The following is a 17372-nucleotide window of genomic DNA, read 5'->3' on the forward strand; positions in this document are numbered from 1 at the left end:
TTATGAATATATGGGAAACTTTAGGGATAGAGCCAACGACTGACGTCAAGCTTATTAGAAGGCGTTATGCTGAACTGGTCCGCCTCTATCACCCAGAAGACCAACCAGAAATTTACCAAGAAATTGTTGAAGCTTACCAAAAAGCCTTGACTTATGCGAGGTCTAGAAACACAAGACCAGATAATAGTCTAAGAAAAGGGAGTGACTCTCAAGAAGCTACTGAACTTGAAGAAGAGGAAAATGGAAAGCCTAAGTCTAGTCTCAACTTTGAAACCTTGACTGAAGAAACGAAGACTGAGAACGAAGATTCTGAAGCATCTAGTCTTGATTTCAGTGATTATAAGCAATCAACTGATAAAACAAGCAATTCTTTTAACTTTGAAACCTTTAAAGCAGAAGAGGATGAGCAAAAGTCCACCCTTGACTTTAGTGACTATGATGAGGAAGTTCAGCTAAATGGAGATTCTGAAGAAAGAGCTACGAGTCCCCTCAATTTTGAAACGTTTGGTGATGAAGAGAACCGTGGGCAAGAAGGAACAACAAGGTCTACTCTTGACTTTAGTAGTTATAATGAAGCAGCCTATTTGATTCGAAATGCGATTGAAAGTATTGTAGGGAATCCTGACTATACCATAGAAGAACAAGAACATCTTTGGAAACAGTTTTTTAGTCAGTATCGGTATAATATGAGCACTGTTCAGTCTGTTTTAGAAGAAATGGATGTTTATATTTTTAACAAACCTGAGCAATTCTCTATCATCATTCCCTTACTGGAAGACTATGTACCAGACTTTAAGTACTGGGGTTATTACTATAAACTGAAGCATTGGAAGGTTAAAAGAGCTACTGCCTACAAAAATGGAGAACCTCTAGAAGCGGCGAAAAAAGAAACTGCTAAATTATATGCTTCTTATCGTTTATGTCAAGCAATCCTCGAAGATTCCCAAAAAGTCAATCAAATTGGGGTTTGGATAAGATTTTTTAAACAATCTTTTTCTCCTAGTACGGTTCTTTTTCTCTTGAATAACAGTAAACAAATGATTACTTGCATTCCAGTTTTGGCTTATATCTTGGAGAAGATTAAAGCAGAGGTTGGAGAAGAGGAACAAAAAGCCTATGATGAACTTCTAGCTTATTTTGAGGAAATAAAAGCAGATGCAGATGAACCGTTTGATATTCATCGCTATAATCTGCTAAATCCATCGGAGGTTGAGGAAAAACTATATCTTTTACTCTATAGTCCATATGAAGACGAATACAAACTGTTACGTGATTGGCAATATCTTTTTGAATCAGTCAAAGATCACACTCTCCTACTTGATTTGTTAGAAAAGGTGGACGTCTATCCTTTAACCAATGCGAAAGTGTTAGCCCTCGTTCTCCAATTTGTGGAGCGTTACAGTGATGAGGAATCAAATCCTTACCTGAAAAAACTCCATTTTTGGAAGAGTATCCATTCTTATCCTTCAGTGGTAGAGGAGTATGCACTAGATAAAAAAGAAAATTTTGATTACTGGTACAATGAAGGTTATCTCTATATGGATAAGCTCACTAAGAGCAATGAAGATATCAATGATTGGGAGAAGTGGAGAAGCTACTTTAAAGGAAGACCACGCATTCTAACGATTTTGCTTCAACAGATCTATAAGGAGTACCATCGGTTTACAGATGGCAAGCTCTTGAGATATGTTTTGGCTCCTTTTCCTACTTCTAAAATGGCTCCCCAAATGATGACGGAGGAGACAGACCAGAAACTAGAAGAGATGACAGCTTATGCCTATGAACTTAGTCATCCAAAGACCAAGCTCTCTTATTTGGATTGGAAAAAAAGACAGGTCTTTAAAAATAAGTTTCTACAGATATTCTTTAGCCTCTTTACGATTGTGAGTCTGATACTCAGCGTTCTAGAGCAACCTGGTTATAATTCATGGGTTCATGCTGGTATGTTTGCTCTTTTTTACGTCTATACGCTAAAACTAAGGCAAACACCGATTGAGGAAGGAGTGACTGCTAGGGGAGAAAAACGAAAATTCTACTACAGCCCCCATCCGTGGTTCCTACTAATTTTGTTATTGACCCTCGTCATTCCATCCTTACCGTTTGGTCTCATTGGTGCCCTTATGTTCATTACATTTTTCAGCTTGATCGATGGTTTCCAAGTGAGTCAGGGGCTGAAGTGGGATTATTCTTTGGATAATCTGATTCCTATCGGTATCTTTCTTTCTGCTGGTTTTCTTTTTGCTTTGGTAAATCAAAGCCAGACTATTTCAGGAGTTGCCATAGCTTACTTCCATATTTTTGCAATCCTTGTGATTTGCTTGTCTTTTACAAGATTTAGTCCTGGATTTCCACCATCTCTGAAGAAAATTTTCATACCAGCGATCTTGGGAATCTTACTTTTTCAAACGTTGCCCTACATTCACAGCCGTTTAGACATCTTTGATCCAACTATTCTACGAAATGAAACGCTGGCTATAACCGTTATCCTCTTGTTAAATGGAATTGCTTTGTCTTATTTTACAAAGGAACAAGGCTTCATGATTGGTGTGAAGAAGGTCTTTATGATTTATGGATTGCAGATCTTTATTTTCCTAAGAAGACTGTTCCGAATCTTATTTGCACCAAATTCAGTTTTCTATAATAAATATTTTTACAGAGACTTACTAATCATGAACAGCGAATTTACGTTCTACTTCCTCGAGGGTCTTTTTATCCTGATCATGCTTTTCCTTATTCGTAATATACGCAAGGAAAATCGTAAAAGTGCTGCTTAGAATGAAAGCGTAGAGAAGAGGACTCTAGTTCAAGTTTCTAGTAAATTTTCCTGAATAAAGGTATAATAGAACTATTAAAACGAAAGAGGTAATGAAGATGGCTTCAAAAATGTTACACACTTGCTTGCGAGTAGAAAACCTTGAAAAATCAATCGCTTTTTATCAAGATGCTTTTGGTTTTAAAGAATTGCGTCGCAAGGATTTTCCAGATCATGCTTTCACCATTGTCTATCTAGGACTTGATGGTGATGACTACGAGTTGGAATTGACCTATAACTATGACCACGGCCCTTATGTGGTAGGAGATGGCTTTGCCCATATCGCCCTCAGTACACCTGACCTTGAGGCACTTCATCAAGAACATAGCGCGAAAGGCTATGAGGTTACAGAGCCAAAAGGCCTACCTGGAAACCCACCAAACTATTACTTTGTCAAGGATCCTGATGGTTACAAGGTCGAAGTGATTCGTGAAAAATAACCCAGTACAGTCAAGTAGAATGTTCGTTTTCTACTTGACTTTTTTACTTTGAAAGAGTATACTAATACAAATTTAACCTTTAAGGGGAGTCCAGAGAGACTCACAAGGTGTCAGATAAAAGGGATAGGGAACTCTCTGTGGAGACTTTTTAAGTGTGCGCATGAGTTCTATCCTAACCTAACTGAGGCCTTGCATTAGCAAGGTCTTTTCTTTATCTGGTCCCCTTAAAATTTAAGGAGGAAAATCATGAATCCCACATGTAAAAAGCGTATGGGTGCGATTCGTTTGGAAACCATGAAAGTGGTTGCACAGGAGGAAATCGCGGCAGCAATCTTTGAATTAGTCCTAGAAGGGGAAATGGTTGAAGCCATGCGAGCAGGCCAATTTCTCCATCTGCGCGTGCCTGATGATGCCCATCTCTTGCGTCGTCCTATTTCAATTTCGTCTATTGACAAGGCTAAGAAGCAGTGTCGCCTTATTTATCGGATTGAAGGTGCTGGGACAGCTATTTTTTCAACATTAAGTCAGGGTGATACTCTTGATGTGATGGGACCTCAGGGGAATGGTTTTGACTTGTCTGATCTGAACGACCAAAGCCAAGTTCTCCTCGTTGGTGGTGGGATTGGTGTTCCACCCTTGCTCGAAGTAGCCAAGGAATTGCATGCGCGAGGGGTGAAAGTAGTGACAGTCCTCGGTTTTGCCAACAAGGATGCTGTTATTCTTGAAACCGAATTGGCCCAATATGGTCAGGTCTTTGTAACGACAGATGATGGTTCTTATGGCATTAAGGGAAATGTGTCAGTCGTCATCAATGACTTAGACAGTCAGTTTGACTCCGTCTACTCATGTGGAGCTCCAGGAATGATGAAGTACATCAATCAAAGGTTTTTTGACCACCCAAGAGCCTATCTATCTCTAGAATCTCGTATGGCTTGCGGGATGGGTGCCTGCTATGCCTGCGTTCTAAAAGTGCCAGAAACTGAGACGGTCAGCCAACGCGTCTGTGAAGATGGTCCTGTTTTCCGTACAGGAACAGTTGTATTATAAGGAGAAAGTCATGACTACAAATCGCTTACAAGTTTCTCTACCAGGCTTAGACTTGAAAAACCCCATCATACCAGCATCAGGCTGTTTTGGTTTTGGCCAAGAGTATGCCAAGTACTATGATTTAGATCTTTTAGGCTCCATTATGATCAAGGCGACGACACTTGAACCCCGTTTTGGTAATCCTACTCCAAGAGTTGCAGAGACGCCTGCTGGTATGCTCAATGCAATCGGTTTGCAAAATCCTGGTTTAGAAGCTGTTTTAGCTGAAAAGTTGCCTTGGCTGGAAAGAGAGTATCCTACGCTTCCTATCATCGCAAATGTTGCAGGCTTTTCAAAACAAGAGTACGCTGCTGTTTCTCGTGGAATTTCCAAGGCGGCAAATGTAAAAGCTATCGAGCTCAATATCTCTTGTCCGAATGTGGATCACGGTAATCATGGACTTTTGATTGGGCAAGATCCTGATCTAGCTTATGAAGTGGTAAAAGCAGCTGTGGAAGCCTCTGATGTGCCAGTTTATGTTAAGTTAACCCCTAGTGTAACGGATGTTGTCACTATTGCTAAAGCCGCAGAAGATGCAGGAGCAAGTGGCTTAACCATGATCAATACTCTAGTCGGTATGCGCTTTGACCTCAAAACTCGCAAACCAATCTTGGCTAATGGAACAGGTGGAATGTCTGGCCCAGCAGTTTTTCCAGTAGCCCTCAAACTCATCCGACAAGTAGCTCAAACAATAGACCTGCCCATCATTGGAATGGGAGGAGTGGATTCGGCAGAGGCTGCACTAGAAATGTATCTGGCTGGAGCGTCTGCCATCGGAGTTGGAACATCCAACTTTACCAATCCTTATGCCTGTCCTGATATCATCGAACATCTACCAAAAGTCATGGACAAATACGGCATTAGCAGTCTAGAAAATCTCCGTCAGGAAGTCAAAGCAAGTCTGAGATAAGCTAGGTCCTCCTTATCGTTAACAAGAAATAGAATCTTCATCAATTTGTAATATTTCCGTCGGTTAACTATGTTACAATAGGGTTTAGAGAATGTATATAGTTTTTTATTAAGGAGAATAAAATGAAGAAGATACTACTTGCAAGTACTGTTGCTCTCTCTATAGCAGGATTTGCAAAATCGGCAGTGTATGCTGAAGAGTCTCAAGTTACAAAAAAATCTCAGACAACAGATGTAGTTGAGAAAAAAGAAGAGTCTGCTTCGAAAAAAGAAGAGTCTTCTACGAAAACAGAAGAGTCTGCTCCAAAAAAAGAATCTCCTCAAGTTGATACCAAAAAAAACTCAGTTATAAAAGAGAACGATTCCATTAAAGAAGATTCATCAAATAAGGAAAAGAGTAGAGAAAGCAAAAAAGAAGGTTGGCTGAAGGAGCAGGGAAGTTGGCGCTTTTATGAAAATAATCAACCTGTCTTAGACTGGAAACAAATCGATAACAAATGGTATTACTTTAATAAAGAAGGTGTTATGATTAGTAATATTATAATCGATGATTACCTTATTCAAGATAATGGTGCTTTGGCAGAAAATACATGGGTAAAAATTTCTGACAAGTGGTACTATGCTACAGCTTCTGGAAAAATTCTCCGTAATAAATGGGGAAAAATCGTTGGAATTTGGTATTACTTTGATAAAGAAGGCGCCATGGTAACTAATACCTTAGTTGGTGATTATCTTATCCAAAATAGTGGTGCTCTTGCAGAAAATACATGGGTAAAAATTTCTAACAAGTGGTACTATGCTACAGCTTCTGGAAAAATTTCACGTAATAAATGGGAAAAAATCAAAGGGATATGGTACTATTTTGATACTGATGGTGTAATGCTAAGTAATCAGTGGAAAACAGATTACTATCTAAAAGACAGTGGTGCCATGGCAGAAAAAGAATGGATTTTTGATAATTCATACAATAGTTGGTTTTATTTAAAAACAGGGGGGGCTTATGCTTCTCGAGAATGGAGTGGCTCATATTACCTTAAAACAGGTGGATATATGGCCAAAAATGAGTGGATTTTTGATAAAGATTATGATGCTTGGTACTATCTAAAAGAAGATGGTATGTATGTGACAGGTACTTTTAATATTAAAGGTAAAGAGTATTCTTTTCAAAACAATGGAAAGTGGATTTCAGAATCTAAATATTACAAAGTTAAACCAATCACTGCATATGTATATAGTAGTTCAGGAGAAAAATTGAGCTATGTATCACAGGGAACGATTGTCTCATTTGGAGATACTCAAGCCCCCAAAAATACTCAAATACCTGTGAATATTTCTGGTCTGTCAGGTTTCATGAATAGAAGTGATTTGACAGCAGTAGATGAAGTAAGCGAGTTTATCCCTCATTATACTAGTGATGGGAAATTCCTCTACCATGAACTCTCTCCTTATACGAGTATCAAAGTAGCTCCACACACATCTGCTATGGTTATTGGCAAGAAGTACTACTCAACTGATGGTGAGCATTTTGATGACTTTACGGTTAAAAATCCTTTCCTCTATAAAAACTTGAGAGAGCCAAGTAATTATAGTGCAGCTGAGTTGAATAAAATTTATTCCATGATGAACTTGCAGGATAGTCCTCTAGCGGGGAAAGGAGCGACTTTCAAAGAGGCTGAGGAACGCTATGGTGTCAATGCCCTTTACTTGATGGCCCATAGTGCCCTTGAAAGTGCTTGGGGTCGCAGTCAAATTGCCAGAGATAAGAACAATTTCTTTGGTATTGCGGCTTATGATACGAGCCCATATCTCTCAGCAAAGAGCTTTGATAATGTGGACAAAGGGATTCTAGGAGCTGCCAAGTGGATTCGTGAGAATTACATCGACTACGGCAGAGACCACCTTGGAAACAAGGCAACAGGAATGAATGTTCGCTATGCTTCCGATCCATACTGGGGTGAGAAAATAGCCAGCATCATGATGACCATCAATAGTAGACTTGGTGGGAAAGACTAATCAAAAGAAATCAACGATAGCTACTGCAAAGTGGTTATCGTTTTTTTATTTCAACTATTATGCTTTACAAACTAGTGTGAAAGTGGTATATGATAGATGAAGCAACTAGTAGGTATTACAAAATAGATTAGAAGGGGGAAGGAATGAAGGAAACTCAGCTATTAAAAGGTGTTCTTGAAGGTTGTGTCTTGGAAATGATTGGTCAAAAAGAGCGGTATGGCTATGAGTTGGTTCAGACTCTACGAGAGGCTGGATTTGACACTATCGTTCCAGGAACTATTTATCCTTTGTTGCAAAAGTTAGAAAAAAATCAATGGATAAGAGGCGATATGCGCCCGTCGCCAGATGGTCCAGATCGAAAGTATTTTTCGTTAACTAAAGAAGGAGAAGAGCGTGTCTCAGTCTTTTTGCAACAATGGGACGATTTGAGTAAAAAAGTAGAAGGGATTAAGAAAGGGGTTTAACCATGAAAAAATGAAGTATTACGAAGAAACAAGCGCTTTGTTGCATCAGTTTTCTGAGGAGAATCAGCAGTATTTTGAGGAACTGTGGGATATTTTTAGTCTTGCTGTATTTGTCTATAATGGGGACTACCTCAGAGAGCAGATCTATTTGATGATGCTAGATTTTTCAGAAGCAGAACGAGATGGCTTGAGTGCAGAGGATTATATAGGTAAGAATCCTAAAAGATTAATGAGAGAGAAGCTCAAGGAAGCACCTCGCAGTTCTATCAAAGAGTCCCTTTTGACGCCAATTCTTGTCTTAGCGATATTACGCTACTATCAACTATTAGGTGATTTTTCTAAAGGTACTCTCTTAACAGTCAATTTGCTTACGTTTTTGGCAACTTCTTCTTTTTCTGGTTGGATTTGGGCTTGTGGCTACAATTTTACGAAGAAGTTTAGTTCAAGATTCTCCTAAAATGAAAATTGGCACTTATATTGTCGATGGGATTCTTGTTCTGCTAGTTATTCTGGGATATGTAGGAATGGCAAATTTCATTCAAGAAGGAGCCTTTTATCTCCCTGCTCCCTGGGATAGTTTATCTGCCTTTACGATTTCGCTAGTTATCAGTATTTGGAATTGGAAAGAAGAGATTTTTCGTCCATTTGTCAGTATGATTGTTGCCCATCTTGTTGTAGGTTCTCTGCTCAGTTACTATGAGTGGATGGGAATTTCAAATGTTTTTCTAACAAAAGTTATTCCTTTAGCTGTCTTCTTTATTGGAATCTTTGTCCTGTTCCGTGGGTTTAAGAAGATAAAATGGAGTGAAGTATAGTCAAAAAGCCGTTGCAAAGCGGTTTTTTGTTATAATGAAGGGAAGAATGTTAGAAATTAAAGGAGAAAAATTTGATGAGATACATAACTCTTGGTCAAGATGACAAAGAATTATCAGAAATTGTTCTCGGAATGATGAGAATAAAAGATAAGTCTGTAAAAGAAGTTGAAGAGCTTGTAGAAACAGCACTTTCTGTTGGAATCAATGCTTTTGACTTGGCTGATATTTATGGTCGTGGTAGTTGTGAAGAACTGTTAGGTATTGTCCTAAAAAATCGTCCAGATTTAAGAGAAAAGATGTGGATTCAGTCCAAATGTGGCATTCGCATTGAAGAATTTACCTATTTTGATTTTTCTAAGGACTATATTATAAAATCAGTTGACGGAATTTTGCAAAGATTGAAGATTGATCATCTAGATAGCTTGCTTCTTCATCGACCAGATGCTTTGATGGAATCTGACCAAGTAGCAGAAGCCTTTGATCTTCTTTATAAACAAGGTAAGGTCCGAGATTTTGGAGTTTCTAATCAAAATCCTATGATGATGGAGTTGCTTAAAAAAGATGTCAAGCAGCCGTTAGCTGTTAATCAGCTACAATTGAGTGCGGCTTTTACTCCAGGATTCGAATCAGGTTTTCATGTTAATATGGAAGATAGTCAAGCAACTATGCGAGATGGCAGCGTTTTTGAATATTGCAAATTACACGATGTGGTCATTCAAGCATGGTCTGTCTTACAATTCGGGTATTTTAAAGGGAACTTTGTTGGTAATGAGAAATTTCAAGCTTTGAATCAAGTACTTGATCGTCTAGCTTTTAAATATGGAGTAACCCCTTCAACTATTGCCATTTCTTGGATATTGCGTTATCCAGCAAAAATGCAGGCAGTCGTAGGTACAACAAATCCTAAGCATTTGAGAGAAGTTAGCCAAGCGGTAAACTTTAGCTTAACAAGAAAAGAATGGTATGAAATTTATCTTGCAGCAGGGAATAATTTGCCGTAAGTAGAAGTAGATTTAAATAAATCACAGTCAAAAAGCCGTTGGAAAACGGTTTTTTGTTATAATTAAATGAAGAATGCATATTAAAGGAGAATGATATGACGTTTGAAGAAATCTTGCCTGGATTAAAGGCCAAGAAAAAATATGTACGAACTGGTTGGGGAGGGGCTGAAAACTATGTACAACTTTTTGATACCATCGAGCAAAATGGGGTTGCACTTGAAGTGACACCTTATTTCCTAATCAACGTTTCTGGGGAAGGGGAAGGTTTTTCCATGTGGAGTCCGACACCTTGTGATGTTTTGGCGTCGGATTGGGTAGAAGTGCATGACTAGACGTGTATTGATTACGGGAGTGAGTTCAGGTATCGGACTTGCTCAAGCTCGCCTCTTTTTAGAGAAGGGTTATCAAGTTTATGGGGTTGACCAGGGTGAAAATCCACTCTTACAGGGTGATTTCCACTTTCTACAGAGAGATTTGACCTTGGACTTGGAGCCTATTTTTGACTGGTGTCCTCAGGTGGATGTTTTGTGCAATACTGCAGGAATTTTGGATGATTACAAACCACTTTTGGAACAATTAGCCCAGGAAATTCAAGAGATTTTTGAAATCAACTACGTGACTCCAGTAGAGTTGACTCGGCATTATTTGACACAAATGCTGGAGAATAAAAAAGGAATCATTATCAATATGTGCTCCATTGCTTCTAGCCTAGCAGGTGGCGGTGGACACGCTTATACTTCCTCTAAGCATGCCCTGGCTGGCTTTACCAAGCAGCTGGCTCTAGACTATGCGGAAGCTGGAATTCAGGTCTTTGGGATCGCTCCAGGTGCTGTCAAGACAGCAATGACCGCTGCGGACTTTGAGCCAGGTGGGTTGGCTGACTGGGTAGCTAGTGAAACGCCCATCAAACGCTGGATTGAGCCAGAGGAAATAGCAGAGATTAGCCTTTTCTTAGCAAGTGGAAAAGCAAGTGCCATGCAAGGACAAATCTTGACAATAGATGGTGGCTGGTCTTTGAAGTAGGAGGAGTTGGATGGAAATCAAAAAACACTTTGGAGTCTATGCTGTTTGCTTTGAAAATGGGAAGTTACTCTGCATTGAAAAAACGAGAGGCCCTTATAAACATCGTTATGATCTACCTGGTGGTAGTCAGCAATTTGGTGAAGGATTGACGGAAACGCTGATTAGAGAAGTTATGGAAGAGACGGGATATACTGTTAGAAGCTACTCTAATTCTCGAATCTACGATGTTTTCGTCAGGGAAGAGTTAACAAATTTTATGGTTCACCATATCATGGCATTTTATGATATTGAGGTAAACGAGAAGGAACCTCAAGTTACGATTTCGGAAGCTATGTCTGATGGTGCGAATGATTCACTTGGATATGTTTGGATGGATATTCAAAAAGTCACAGAAGAAAATGCATCGCCATTAGTCTTGAAGGTCAAAGCAGAGTTATTAGGACTTCCAGAACTGGACAAGACCTTGTATATGAATTGGAAGGTGAATGATGAGAAACCAACTTGCCCTTAGTGGCGAACGAATTGTTGAAAAAGTTTATCCTCAACTATTTCACCATATTGGAATGATTCGTGGGGAATACTTGCTGAGAGAGCTCAATCAAAACATACTGTTACCAAGTTGTCAGCAATTTGTGAAAGATTATCTATCAAACATCAGTTCCTTGTACTCTGATGAGGAAGTTTGGTATCGTTTTTCAGAATTAACGAATACAGAAGCTAATTGTCTAAAGGGGACTAAAGAGTATTTTGATGAAAATCATCCCTTATTTGGATATAGAGGAACTAGGCGTTTATTGGCGTGTCCGAATGAATTTCAAGCTGAATCCAATGTCGTTACAGAAATTTATCAAACCAATCCCAATTTGTCTGTTATTTTTCCTTTTGTCAATGATGCTGAGCAGTTAAAGCAAGCTTTTACAGTACTGCGTCAGCATGGTTTTACTGGGAAAATTGGCACAATGATTGAATTGCCGTCAGCTTATTTTGACTTGGACAGGATACTGGAAACTGGTATTTCAAAGATTATAGTTGGAATGAATGATTTGACTTCTTTTATTTTTGCGACTGTGAGAAACAGTCAATGGCATGATATGGAAAGTCCAATAATGTTAGATATGCTAAAAGATATGCAGGATAAAGCAAGGATGAAAAAGATTGACTTTGCTGTAGCAGGCTATCTGAATCTTTCTTTCATACAAAAAATGAATCAGATGGGGATTGAGTGCATTATCCACTATAGTTCTATTCCAGAGATTTTTGATTTAGAAATTGACCATCCAGACCACCTCAAACGTGTAAAAGAAGAAAGTAAAAAATTACAAAGGAGCAACCGATGACACCGCAAGAAATGTGGAATGTATACAAGAAAATTAATCCCTCGATCGGAGATGAGATTGATGCTTGGGCTTTTGGAGTGGAGGCCGATCTCTTGGCAGATTTGGTTTTAAAAGGCGAAAAGACAGCAACCGCATCAGCCTATGACCTCTACGCGCTAGAAGACGAACCTCTTCCACAAGAAGGGACCTTCGATGTCATTTTAGACAGTCAAAATCAGGCTGTCTGCATTGTCGAAATTACCAAGGTTTCCGTTCAGCCTTTCAATCAAGTTTCTGCTGAACATGCTTTTAAGGAAGGGGAAGGTGACAAATCCCTAGCCTATTGGCGTCAGGTTCATGAGGACTGTTTCGCCGAGTGGCTGAGAGAGGTAGGACTAACTTTTACGCCTGACAGCAAGGTTGTTTTAGAAGAATTTCGCAAGGTTTATCCACAGTAAACTTTAGTAGAAAGAAAGTTTTGGAAATCACCGTCCAATCCTTTTTTCTTAAGCAAAACATGATATAATGAGTTTGTTTGAATAAGAGTGAAACTCTTAAACTTAGAATAGGAGAAAACTATGCAAGCAGTTGAACATTTTATTACGCAATTTGTTCCTGAACATTATGATTTATTTTTAGACTTGAGTCGTGAGACCAAGACCTTTTCTGGGAAGGTGACCATCACTGGCCAAGCGAAAAGTGACCGTATTTCCTTTCACCAAAAGGATTTGGAAATCGCCTCAGTAGAAGTCGAGGGTCAAACTCTTCCATTCACAGTTGATAACGAAAATGAAGCCTTTCATATCGAATTGGCTGAGGTTGGTCAAGTTGAATTAGTCATCGCTTTTTCAGGAAAAATTACAGACAACATGACAGGGATTTACCCTTCTTACTACACAGTTGATGGTATCAAGAAGGAAGTCTTGTCTACTCAGTTTGAAAGCCATTTTGCGCGTGAAGCCTTCCCATGTGTGGATGAGCCTGAAGCCAAGGCTACTTTTGACCTCGCTCTCCGTTTTGACCAAGCAGCAGGTGAAGTGGCCTTGTCAAACATGCCTGAGATTGATGTGGAAAACCGCAAGGAAACAGGTATCTGGAAGTTTGAGACAACACCTCGCATGTCATCTTATTTGTTGGCTTTTGTCGCTGGTGATTTGCAAGGGGTAACCGCTAAAACCAAGAATGGTACCCTCGTTGGTGTCTACTCTACCAAAGCCCATCCACTTTCTAATCTTGATTTCTCTTTGGATATCGCAGTTCGCTCGATCGAGTTTTACGAAGATTACTACGGTGTTAAATACCCAATTCCTCAATCTCTCCATATCGCCCTTCCTGACTTCTCAGCAGGTGCCATGGAAAACTGGGGTCTGGTAACCTACCGTGAAGTTTACTTGGTTGTGGATGAGAACTCAACCTTTGCCAGCCGTCAACAAGTTGCCCTCGTTATCGCCCACGAGCTTGCCCATCAATGGTTTGGTAACCTCGTTACTATGAAATGGTGGGATGACCTTTGGCTTAATGAAAGCTTCGCCAACATGATGGAATACGTCTGTGTGGATGCCATTGAGCCAAGTTGGAATATCTTTGAAGATTTCCAAACAGGTGGTGTGCCGGGAGCACTTAAACGTGATGCGACTGATGGCGTTCAGTCTGTCCACGTCGAGGTTAAACACCCAGACGAAATCAATACCCTCTTTGATGGAGCTATCGTTTATGCCAAAGGAAGCCGTCTCATGCACATGCTTCGCCGTTGGCTCGGTGATGCTGATTTTGCTAAAGGTTTGCATGCCTACTTTGAAAAACACCAATATGGAAATACCATTGGTCGTGACCTTTGGAATGCCCTTGGAAAAGCGTCAGGACGTGATGTTGCAGCTTTTATGGATTCTTGGTTGGAACAACCTGGTTATCCAGTTCTCACTGTCAAAGTTGAAAATGATATCTTGAAGATTTCACAAAAACAATTCTTTATCGGTGAGCACGAAGACAAGAACCGCCTCTGGGTGGTGCCACTCAACAGCAACTGGAAAGGCTTGCCAGATACACTCGAAACTGAAAGTATCGAAATCCCTGGCTACACCGCTCTTCTTGCTGAAAATGAAGGAGCTCTTCGTCTCAATACTGAAAATACGGCCCACTACATTACCGACTATCAAGGAGACTTGTTAGCAGCTGTTCTTGCTGAGCTAGAGACACTTGATAACACAAGTAAACTTCAAATCGTTCAAGAACGTCGTTTGTTGGCTGAAGCAGGGCACATTTCTTATGCTGACTTGCTCCCAGTCCTTGATAAACTTGCTAAAGAAGAGTCTTACTTGGTAGTTTCAGCTGTTTCTCAAGTGATTGCTGCCCTTGAGCGCTTTATTGATGAAGGAACAGAAACTGAGAAAGCCTTTAACAGTCTGGTTGCTATATTGGCTCGTCACAACTATGACCGTCTTGGTTTTGAAGCCAAAGATGGAGAATCAGATGAAGACGAATTGGTTCGTCAGTTGGCTGTTTCTATGATGATTCGTTCAAATGATGCAGAAGCTAGTCAAGTTGCTAGCCAAATCTTTGCAGCTCACAAGGAGAATCTTGCAGGACTTCCAGCAGCAATCCGTGCTCAAGTTCTCATTAATGAAATGAAACACCATGAGACCAAGGACTTGGTCGCAACTTATCTGGACCTCTACACTCATGCGACGGATGCTGTCTTCAAACGTCAGTTGGCAGCTGCTCTTGCATACAGTACAGATGCCGACAATATCCAAACCCTGATTGGCTCATGGAAAGATAAATTTGTAGTGAAACCACAAGACCTTTCTTCATGGTACCTCCAATTCCTCGGACACCAAGCTACCCAAGAAACTGTTTGGATTTGGGCGCGTGAAAACTGGGATTGGATTAAGGCGGCTCTTGGTGGAGACATGAGCTTTGATAGCTTTGTTATCCTTCCTGCTCATGTGTTTAAGACAGAGCAACGCTTGGCGGAATACAAGGATTTCTTTGAACCTCAACTCTCTGACCTTGCGCTTAGCCGTAATATCGGTATGGGTATCAAGGATATCGCAGCGCGTGTTGACTTGATTAAGCGTGAGAAAGCAGCAGTAGAAAAGGTTTTGAAAGCAAGTAAGTAATGGATAAAAAACAGCGGATTTTGCAATCTGCTGTTTTTTGGAAGTCAGTATAAAGTGTCCATCCTGAAAATCGTGTTATAATAGCAATGTCAAAGAAATTTTACCTAGAATTGTATAGGATGTTAAAGAATTTCGTCTAGCCAATTCGTGAAGAAAAGAATAATATAAAGAGGAAATGCAGATGTTAGGAAAACAATTAAAACTATTTAGAGAACAAAATGGCTACAGTCAGAATCAAATAGCAGAATATCTGGGGACGACTCGTCAAACTATCTCAAATTGGGAAAATGATAAAACAATTATAGATAGTCATAGTTTGATTCGCTTAGCTGATTTTTATCAGATCTCTTTAGATGAGTTATGTGGACGAAAAAAGATTCCTGTTTACAAGAATTCAAAGATCAAGTCTATGATTTTAGCTAATGCTTGTACACTTTGGACCTGCTTTGCTTCCACTCATCGCTAAATCAATTGTTTTCCGACTAGCTTTTCAATTCTATTGATTCTAGGAGGACAATGATGTCTTACGTTTATTTAACTCTTGCTATTGTATCTGAAATAGCTGCCACAAGTCTGTTAAAACTGTCGCAAGGTTTTTCGAAAATGCTTTTTGGGATTCTTGCTTTAGTTTTGTATGGCTTGTGTTTTTTCTTTCTATCTTTGTCTTTGAAAGGCATACAACTAAATCTAGTCTATGCTATTTGGTCTGGTGTTGGTTTGGTTGGAACAACTGTGCTATCTATTTTGCTTTTTCATGAAAAAGTAACGTTCGCAAGTCTCTTGGGAATTGCTTTAGTTATTGTGGAGCTTGTTATATTAAACCTATCACAAAAGGTTCACTAATGAGGTAGTATGTTATGGGTGACAATTATTTTAAAAATAAAAGAGTCGTTATTATTGGTGCCAGTGGAAATTTGGGACAAGCCTATACACAAGCTTTTTTTCAAGCAGGTGCTCATTTATTTCTTTTAGGTCGCAATATGAATAAATTAGCCAGTTTTTCTGAGAATATTGCTTCCAAGATTCCGATTTGCTCAGTAGATATAACGAATGAAACTTCTATTAAAGTTGCAGTGTCTGAAGTTCAAAAGTGGTCGGATAATATAGATATTGTTATTAATGCAACGGGATTTGATGTACGAAAATCTTTATTATCTCACTCTGAGGAGGAGATCAATCAAACTATGACGATTAACCTAATAGGGGCTATCCTTGTCAGCAAACATTTTTTACCTTTGTTAAAAAATCAAAAAGGAGCAACCATTGTGCATTCAGGAGGTTTTGCAGATGGTAGGCTGGCCTTCCCCTATTATAGTGTAGATGTGGCGAGCCGCGCCGGACTTTTTTCTTTTATCGAATCAATGAACCGAGAATTAATACAGGAGCAGAAAAAGATGCATATAACTTATTTTTGCCCCAATGCAGCAGACACACCATCAGAAAAGCCTTATCATCCAGTTTGGAGAGAAATGGGGATCTCTATATCAAGTACAAATCAAGTAACCCAAGTTTTACTTAAAGGTATAAAATCTCGTAAAAGAGTGATTTTGATGGGACAAGGTACAAAGATTTTTACAACATTAAACCTTCTATCCCCAGCAATAGCGGATTATCTTTTACTGAGACGATACGGTCGTATTTTAAAAAAATATTTTGGATAAATTCTCTATTATTTTTCTAAGAATTTTCTCATATTTTAGTATTCTTTAAGAAAAAATAATTAAGATGTATGTAGCCTAAAGAAAGGATGTGGTGAATTCATGAAGTAGAGCTTCTTCATTTTTTCACAGAAACTTAAAGCAGAAACAAAAATACAGAATGAATAAAGAGAAAATGATTGTTGTAGAAAAAGCACCAAGTGGAGGCTATCAGTAGTAGCAAGTGGTTCTTTAGTGGTCGGCTTGCTTGGTGGTTATATATTCGGTTCTTTGACTCAAAAATCAACAAATCAGCAGTCGACCGTTCAAACATCGAAAACCCAGCAAGATAATCAAGATGGCAATAATATGCAAAGTCACGGTGGACAACCGTCTCAAGGACAGGGTCAAAATAATGGCAATGGTATGCCACCTCAAATGAATGGTCAAGATGGACAAGGTGCTCCTGGCGGTAACGGTGGTCCTGGAGGGCCAGGAGGACAGCCGCCGCAAGGAAATAATAATCAAGAAAGCGGTAGCAATTCTATGAAGAAACCAGCCAATGCAGATGGAAGTACGAAGGACAAGGATAGCAATTCTAACCAAAATAATGAAGAAAACACTACAAAATCTTAATCCATTTGTTAAAGCCATGATATAATAATTAAAGAATTATACTAAGATCCAAAAAATGATACAAAAATTCTTTATTTTATAATAACCTTAGATGAAGCTGA

17 protein-coding genes and 1 pseudogene are annotated in these 17372 nt (G+C 39.3%); all 18 read left to right on the forward strand.

Annotated elements, in window-relative coordinates:
* Positions 1 to 2 precede the first annotated feature (2 nt).
* The 18 genes and pseudogenes from ACLV7H_RS04345 to ACLV7H_RS04430 all read left to right on the forward strand — a co-directional run bounded on the left by ACLV7H_RS04345 (position 3) and on the right by ACLV7H_RS04430 (position 17271).
* On the forward strand, positions 3 to 2774 hold the full coding sequence (locus ACLV7H_RS04345) for a J domain-containing protein (RefSeq protein ID WP_411866459.1): 2772 nt from the start codon (positions 3 to 5) through the stop codon (positions 2772 to 2774).
* 97 nt (positions 2775 to 2871) lie between these two features.
* Positions 2872 to 3252: a VOC family protein gene (locus ACLV7H_RS04350; RefSeq protein ID WP_045591622.1), complete on the forward strand. Its 381-nt coding sequence runs from the start codon at positions 2872 to 2874 to the stop codon at positions 3250 to 3252.
* A 246-nt stretch (positions 3253 to 3498) separates the two neighbouring features.
* Complete coding sequence (locus tag ACLV7H_RS04355; protein ID WP_411866460.1) at positions 3499 to 4299, forward strand: dihydroorotate dehydrogenase electron transfer subunit; 801 nt, start codon at positions 3499 to 3501, stop codon at positions 4297 to 4299.
* Positions 4262 to 5248 carry a dihydroorotate dehydrogenase gene (locus tag ACLV7H_RS04360; protein WP_411866461.1) on the forward strand — a complete coding sequence of 329 codons (987 nt, stop codon included), beginning with the start codon at positions 4262 to 4264 and terminating at the stop codon, positions 5246 to 5248. The genes ACLV7H_RS04355 and ACLV7H_RS04360 overlap by 38 nt, the downstream gene beginning before the upstream one ends.
* Before the next feature lie 122 nt (positions 5249 to 5370).
* Positions 5371 to 7260 carry a glucosaminidase domain-containing protein gene (locus ACLV7H_RS04365; RefSeq protein ID WP_411866462.1) on the forward strand — a complete coding sequence of 630 codons (1890 nt, stop codon included), beginning with the start codon at positions 5371 to 5373 and terminating at the stop codon, positions 7258 to 7260.
* Positions 7261 to 7403: 143 nt separating this feature from the next.
* Positions 7404 to 7724, forward strand: a complete 321-nt coding sequence (locus tag ACLV7H_RS04370) for a PadR family transcriptional regulator (RefSeq protein WP_411866463.1) — start codon at positions 7404 to 7406, stop codon at positions 7722 to 7724.
* 10 nt (positions 7725 to 7734) lie between these two features.
* Positions 7735 to 8539 (forward strand): annotated as a pseudogene (locus tag ACLV7H_RS04375) (hypothetical protein).
* 74 nt (positions 8540 to 8613) lie between these two features.
* On the forward strand, positions 8614 to 9540 hold the full coding sequence (locus ACLV7H_RS04380) for an aldo/keto reductase family oxidoreductase (protein WP_411866464.1): 927 nt from the start codon (positions 8614 to 8616) through the stop codon (positions 9538 to 9540).
* 95 nt (positions 9541 to 9635) lie between these two features.
* On the forward strand, positions 9636 to 9872 hold the full coding sequence (locus tag ACLV7H_RS04385) for a DUF2829 domain-containing protein (protein ID WP_411866465.1): 237 nt from the start codon (positions 9636 to 9638) through the stop codon (positions 9870 to 9872).
* Positions 9865 to 10563 carry a 3-oxoacyl-ACP reductase gene (locus ACLV7H_RS04390; RefSeq protein ID WP_411866466.1) on the forward strand — a complete coding sequence of 233 codons (699 nt, stop codon included), beginning with the start codon at positions 9865 to 9867 and terminating at the stop codon, positions 10561 to 10563. Before ACLV7H_RS04385 ends, ACLV7H_RS04390 begins: the two co-directional genes overlap by 8 nt.
* 10 nt (positions 10564 to 10573) lie before the next feature.
* The gene (locus tag ACLV7H_RS04395; protein WP_411866467.1) at positions 10574 to 11074 is read left to right on the forward strand and encodes an NUDIX hydrolase; all 501 of its coding nucleotides are present in this window, start codon (positions 10574 to 10576) and stop codon (positions 11072 to 11074) included.
* Positions 11052 to 11900, forward strand: coding sequence for a putative PEP-binding protein (locus tag ACLV7H_RS04400; protein ID WP_411866468.1), 849 nt, complete (start codon positions 11052 to 11054; stop codon positions 11898 to 11900). Before ACLV7H_RS04395 ends, ACLV7H_RS04400 begins: the two co-directional genes overlap by 23 nt.
* Positions 11897 to 12337: an ASCH domain-containing protein gene (locus ACLV7H_RS04405; RefSeq protein WP_411866469.1), complete on the forward strand. Its 441-nt coding sequence runs from the start codon at positions 11897 to 11899 to the stop codon at positions 12335 to 12337. The genes ACLV7H_RS04400 and ACLV7H_RS04405 overlap by 4 nt, the downstream gene beginning before the upstream one ends.
* A gap of 120 nt (positions 12338 to 12457) precedes the next feature.
* Positions 12458 to 14998, forward strand: a complete 2541-nt coding sequence (locus tag ACLV7H_RS04410) for a M1 family metallopeptidase (protein ID WP_045591605.1) — start codon at positions 12458 to 12460, stop codon at positions 14996 to 14998.
* A 181-nt stretch (positions 14999 to 15179) separates the two neighbouring features.
* A complete protein-coding gene (locus ACLV7H_RS04415; protein ID WP_008283941.1) occupies positions 15180 to 15464 on the forward strand; it encodes a helix-turn-helix domain-containing protein in 285 nt (94 codons plus the stop codon).
* Positions 15465 to 15514: 50 nt separating this feature from the next.
* Positions 15515 to 15841: a DMT family transporter gene (locus ACLV7H_RS04420; protein ID WP_411866470.1), complete on the forward strand. Its 327-nt coding sequence runs from the start codon at positions 15515 to 15517 to the stop codon at positions 15839 to 15841.
* A 14-nt stretch (positions 15842 to 15855) separates the two neighbouring features.
* Positions 15856 to 16659, forward strand: coding sequence for an SDR family NAD(P)-dependent oxidoreductase (locus ACLV7H_RS04425; RefSeq protein WP_000502735.1), 804 nt, complete (start codon positions 15856 to 15858; stop codon positions 16657 to 16659).
* A gap of 231 nt (positions 16660 to 16890) precedes the next feature.
* A complete protein-coding gene (locus ACLV7H_RS04430) occupies positions 16891 to 17271 on the forward strand; it encodes a hypothetical protein (protein ID WP_045591600.1) in 381 nt (126 codons plus the stop codon).
* The last annotated feature ends 101 nt before the right edge of the window (positions 17272 to 17372 follow it).

This window comes from Streptococcus oralis (assembly GCF_965111685.1).
GTDB lineage: Bacteria > Bacillota > Bacilli > Lactobacillales > Streptococcaceae > Streptococcus > Streptococcus oralis_B.

Coding starts and splice junctions, on each gene's coding strand:
- ACLV7H_RS04345 (WP_411866459.1), top strand. CDS start 3: ATGAATATATGGGAAACTTTAGGGATAGAGCCAACGACTGACGTCAAG.
- ACLV7H_RS04350 (WP_045591622.1), top strand. CDS start 2,872: ATGGCTTCAAAAATGTTACACACTTGCTTGCGAGTAGAAAACCTTGAA.
- ACLV7H_RS04355 (WP_411866460.1), top strand. CDS start 3,499: ATGAATCCCACATGTAAAAAGCGTATGGGTGCGATTCGTTTGGAAACC.
- ACLV7H_RS04360 (WP_411866461.1), top strand. CDS start 4,262: ATGGTCCTGTTTTCCGTACAGGAACAGTTGTATTATAAGGAGAAAGTC.
- ACLV7H_RS04365 (WP_411866462.1), top strand. CDS start 5,371: ATGAAGAAGATACTACTTGCAAGTACTGTTGCTCTCTCTATAGCAGGA.
- ACLV7H_RS04370 (WP_411866463.1), top strand. CDS start 7,404: ATGAAGGAAACTCAGCTATTAAAAGGTGTTCTTGAAGGTTGTGTCTTG.
- ACLV7H_RS04380 (WP_411866464.1), top strand. CDS start 8,614: ATGAGATACATAACTCTTGGTCAAGATGACAAAGAATTATCAGAAATT.
- ACLV7H_RS04385 (WP_411866465.1), top strand. CDS start 9,636: ATGACGTTTGAAGAAATCTTGCCTGGATTAAAGGCCAAGAAAAAATAT.
- ACLV7H_RS04390 (WP_411866466.1), top strand. CDS start 9,865: ATGACTAGACGTGTATTGATTACGGGAGTGAGTTCAGGTATCGGACTT.
- ACLV7H_RS04395 (WP_411866467.1), top strand. CDS start 10,574: ATGGAAATCAAAAAACACTTTGGAGTCTATGCTGTTTGCTTTGAAAAT.
- ACLV7H_RS04400 (WP_411866468.1), top strand. CDS start 11,052: ATGAGAAACCAACTTGCCCTTAGTGGCGAACGAATTGTTGAAAAAGTT.
- ACLV7H_RS04405 (WP_411866469.1), top strand. CDS start 11,897: ATGACACCGCAAGAAATGTGGAATGTATACAAGAAAATTAATCCCTCG.
- ACLV7H_RS04410 (WP_045591605.1), top strand. CDS start 12,458: ATGCAAGCAGTTGAACATTTTATTACGCAATTTGTTCCTGAACATTAT.
- ACLV7H_RS04415 (WP_008283941.1), top strand. CDS start 15,180: ATGTTAGGAAAACAATTAAAACTATTTAGAGAACAAAATGGCTACAGT.
- ACLV7H_RS04420 (WP_411866470.1), top strand. CDS start 15,515: ATGATGTCTTACGTTTATTTAACTCTTGCTATTGTATCTGAAATAGCT.
- ACLV7H_RS04425 (WP_000502735.1), top strand. CDS start 15,856: ATGGGTGACAATTATTTTAAAAATAAAAGAGTCGTTATTATTGGTGCC.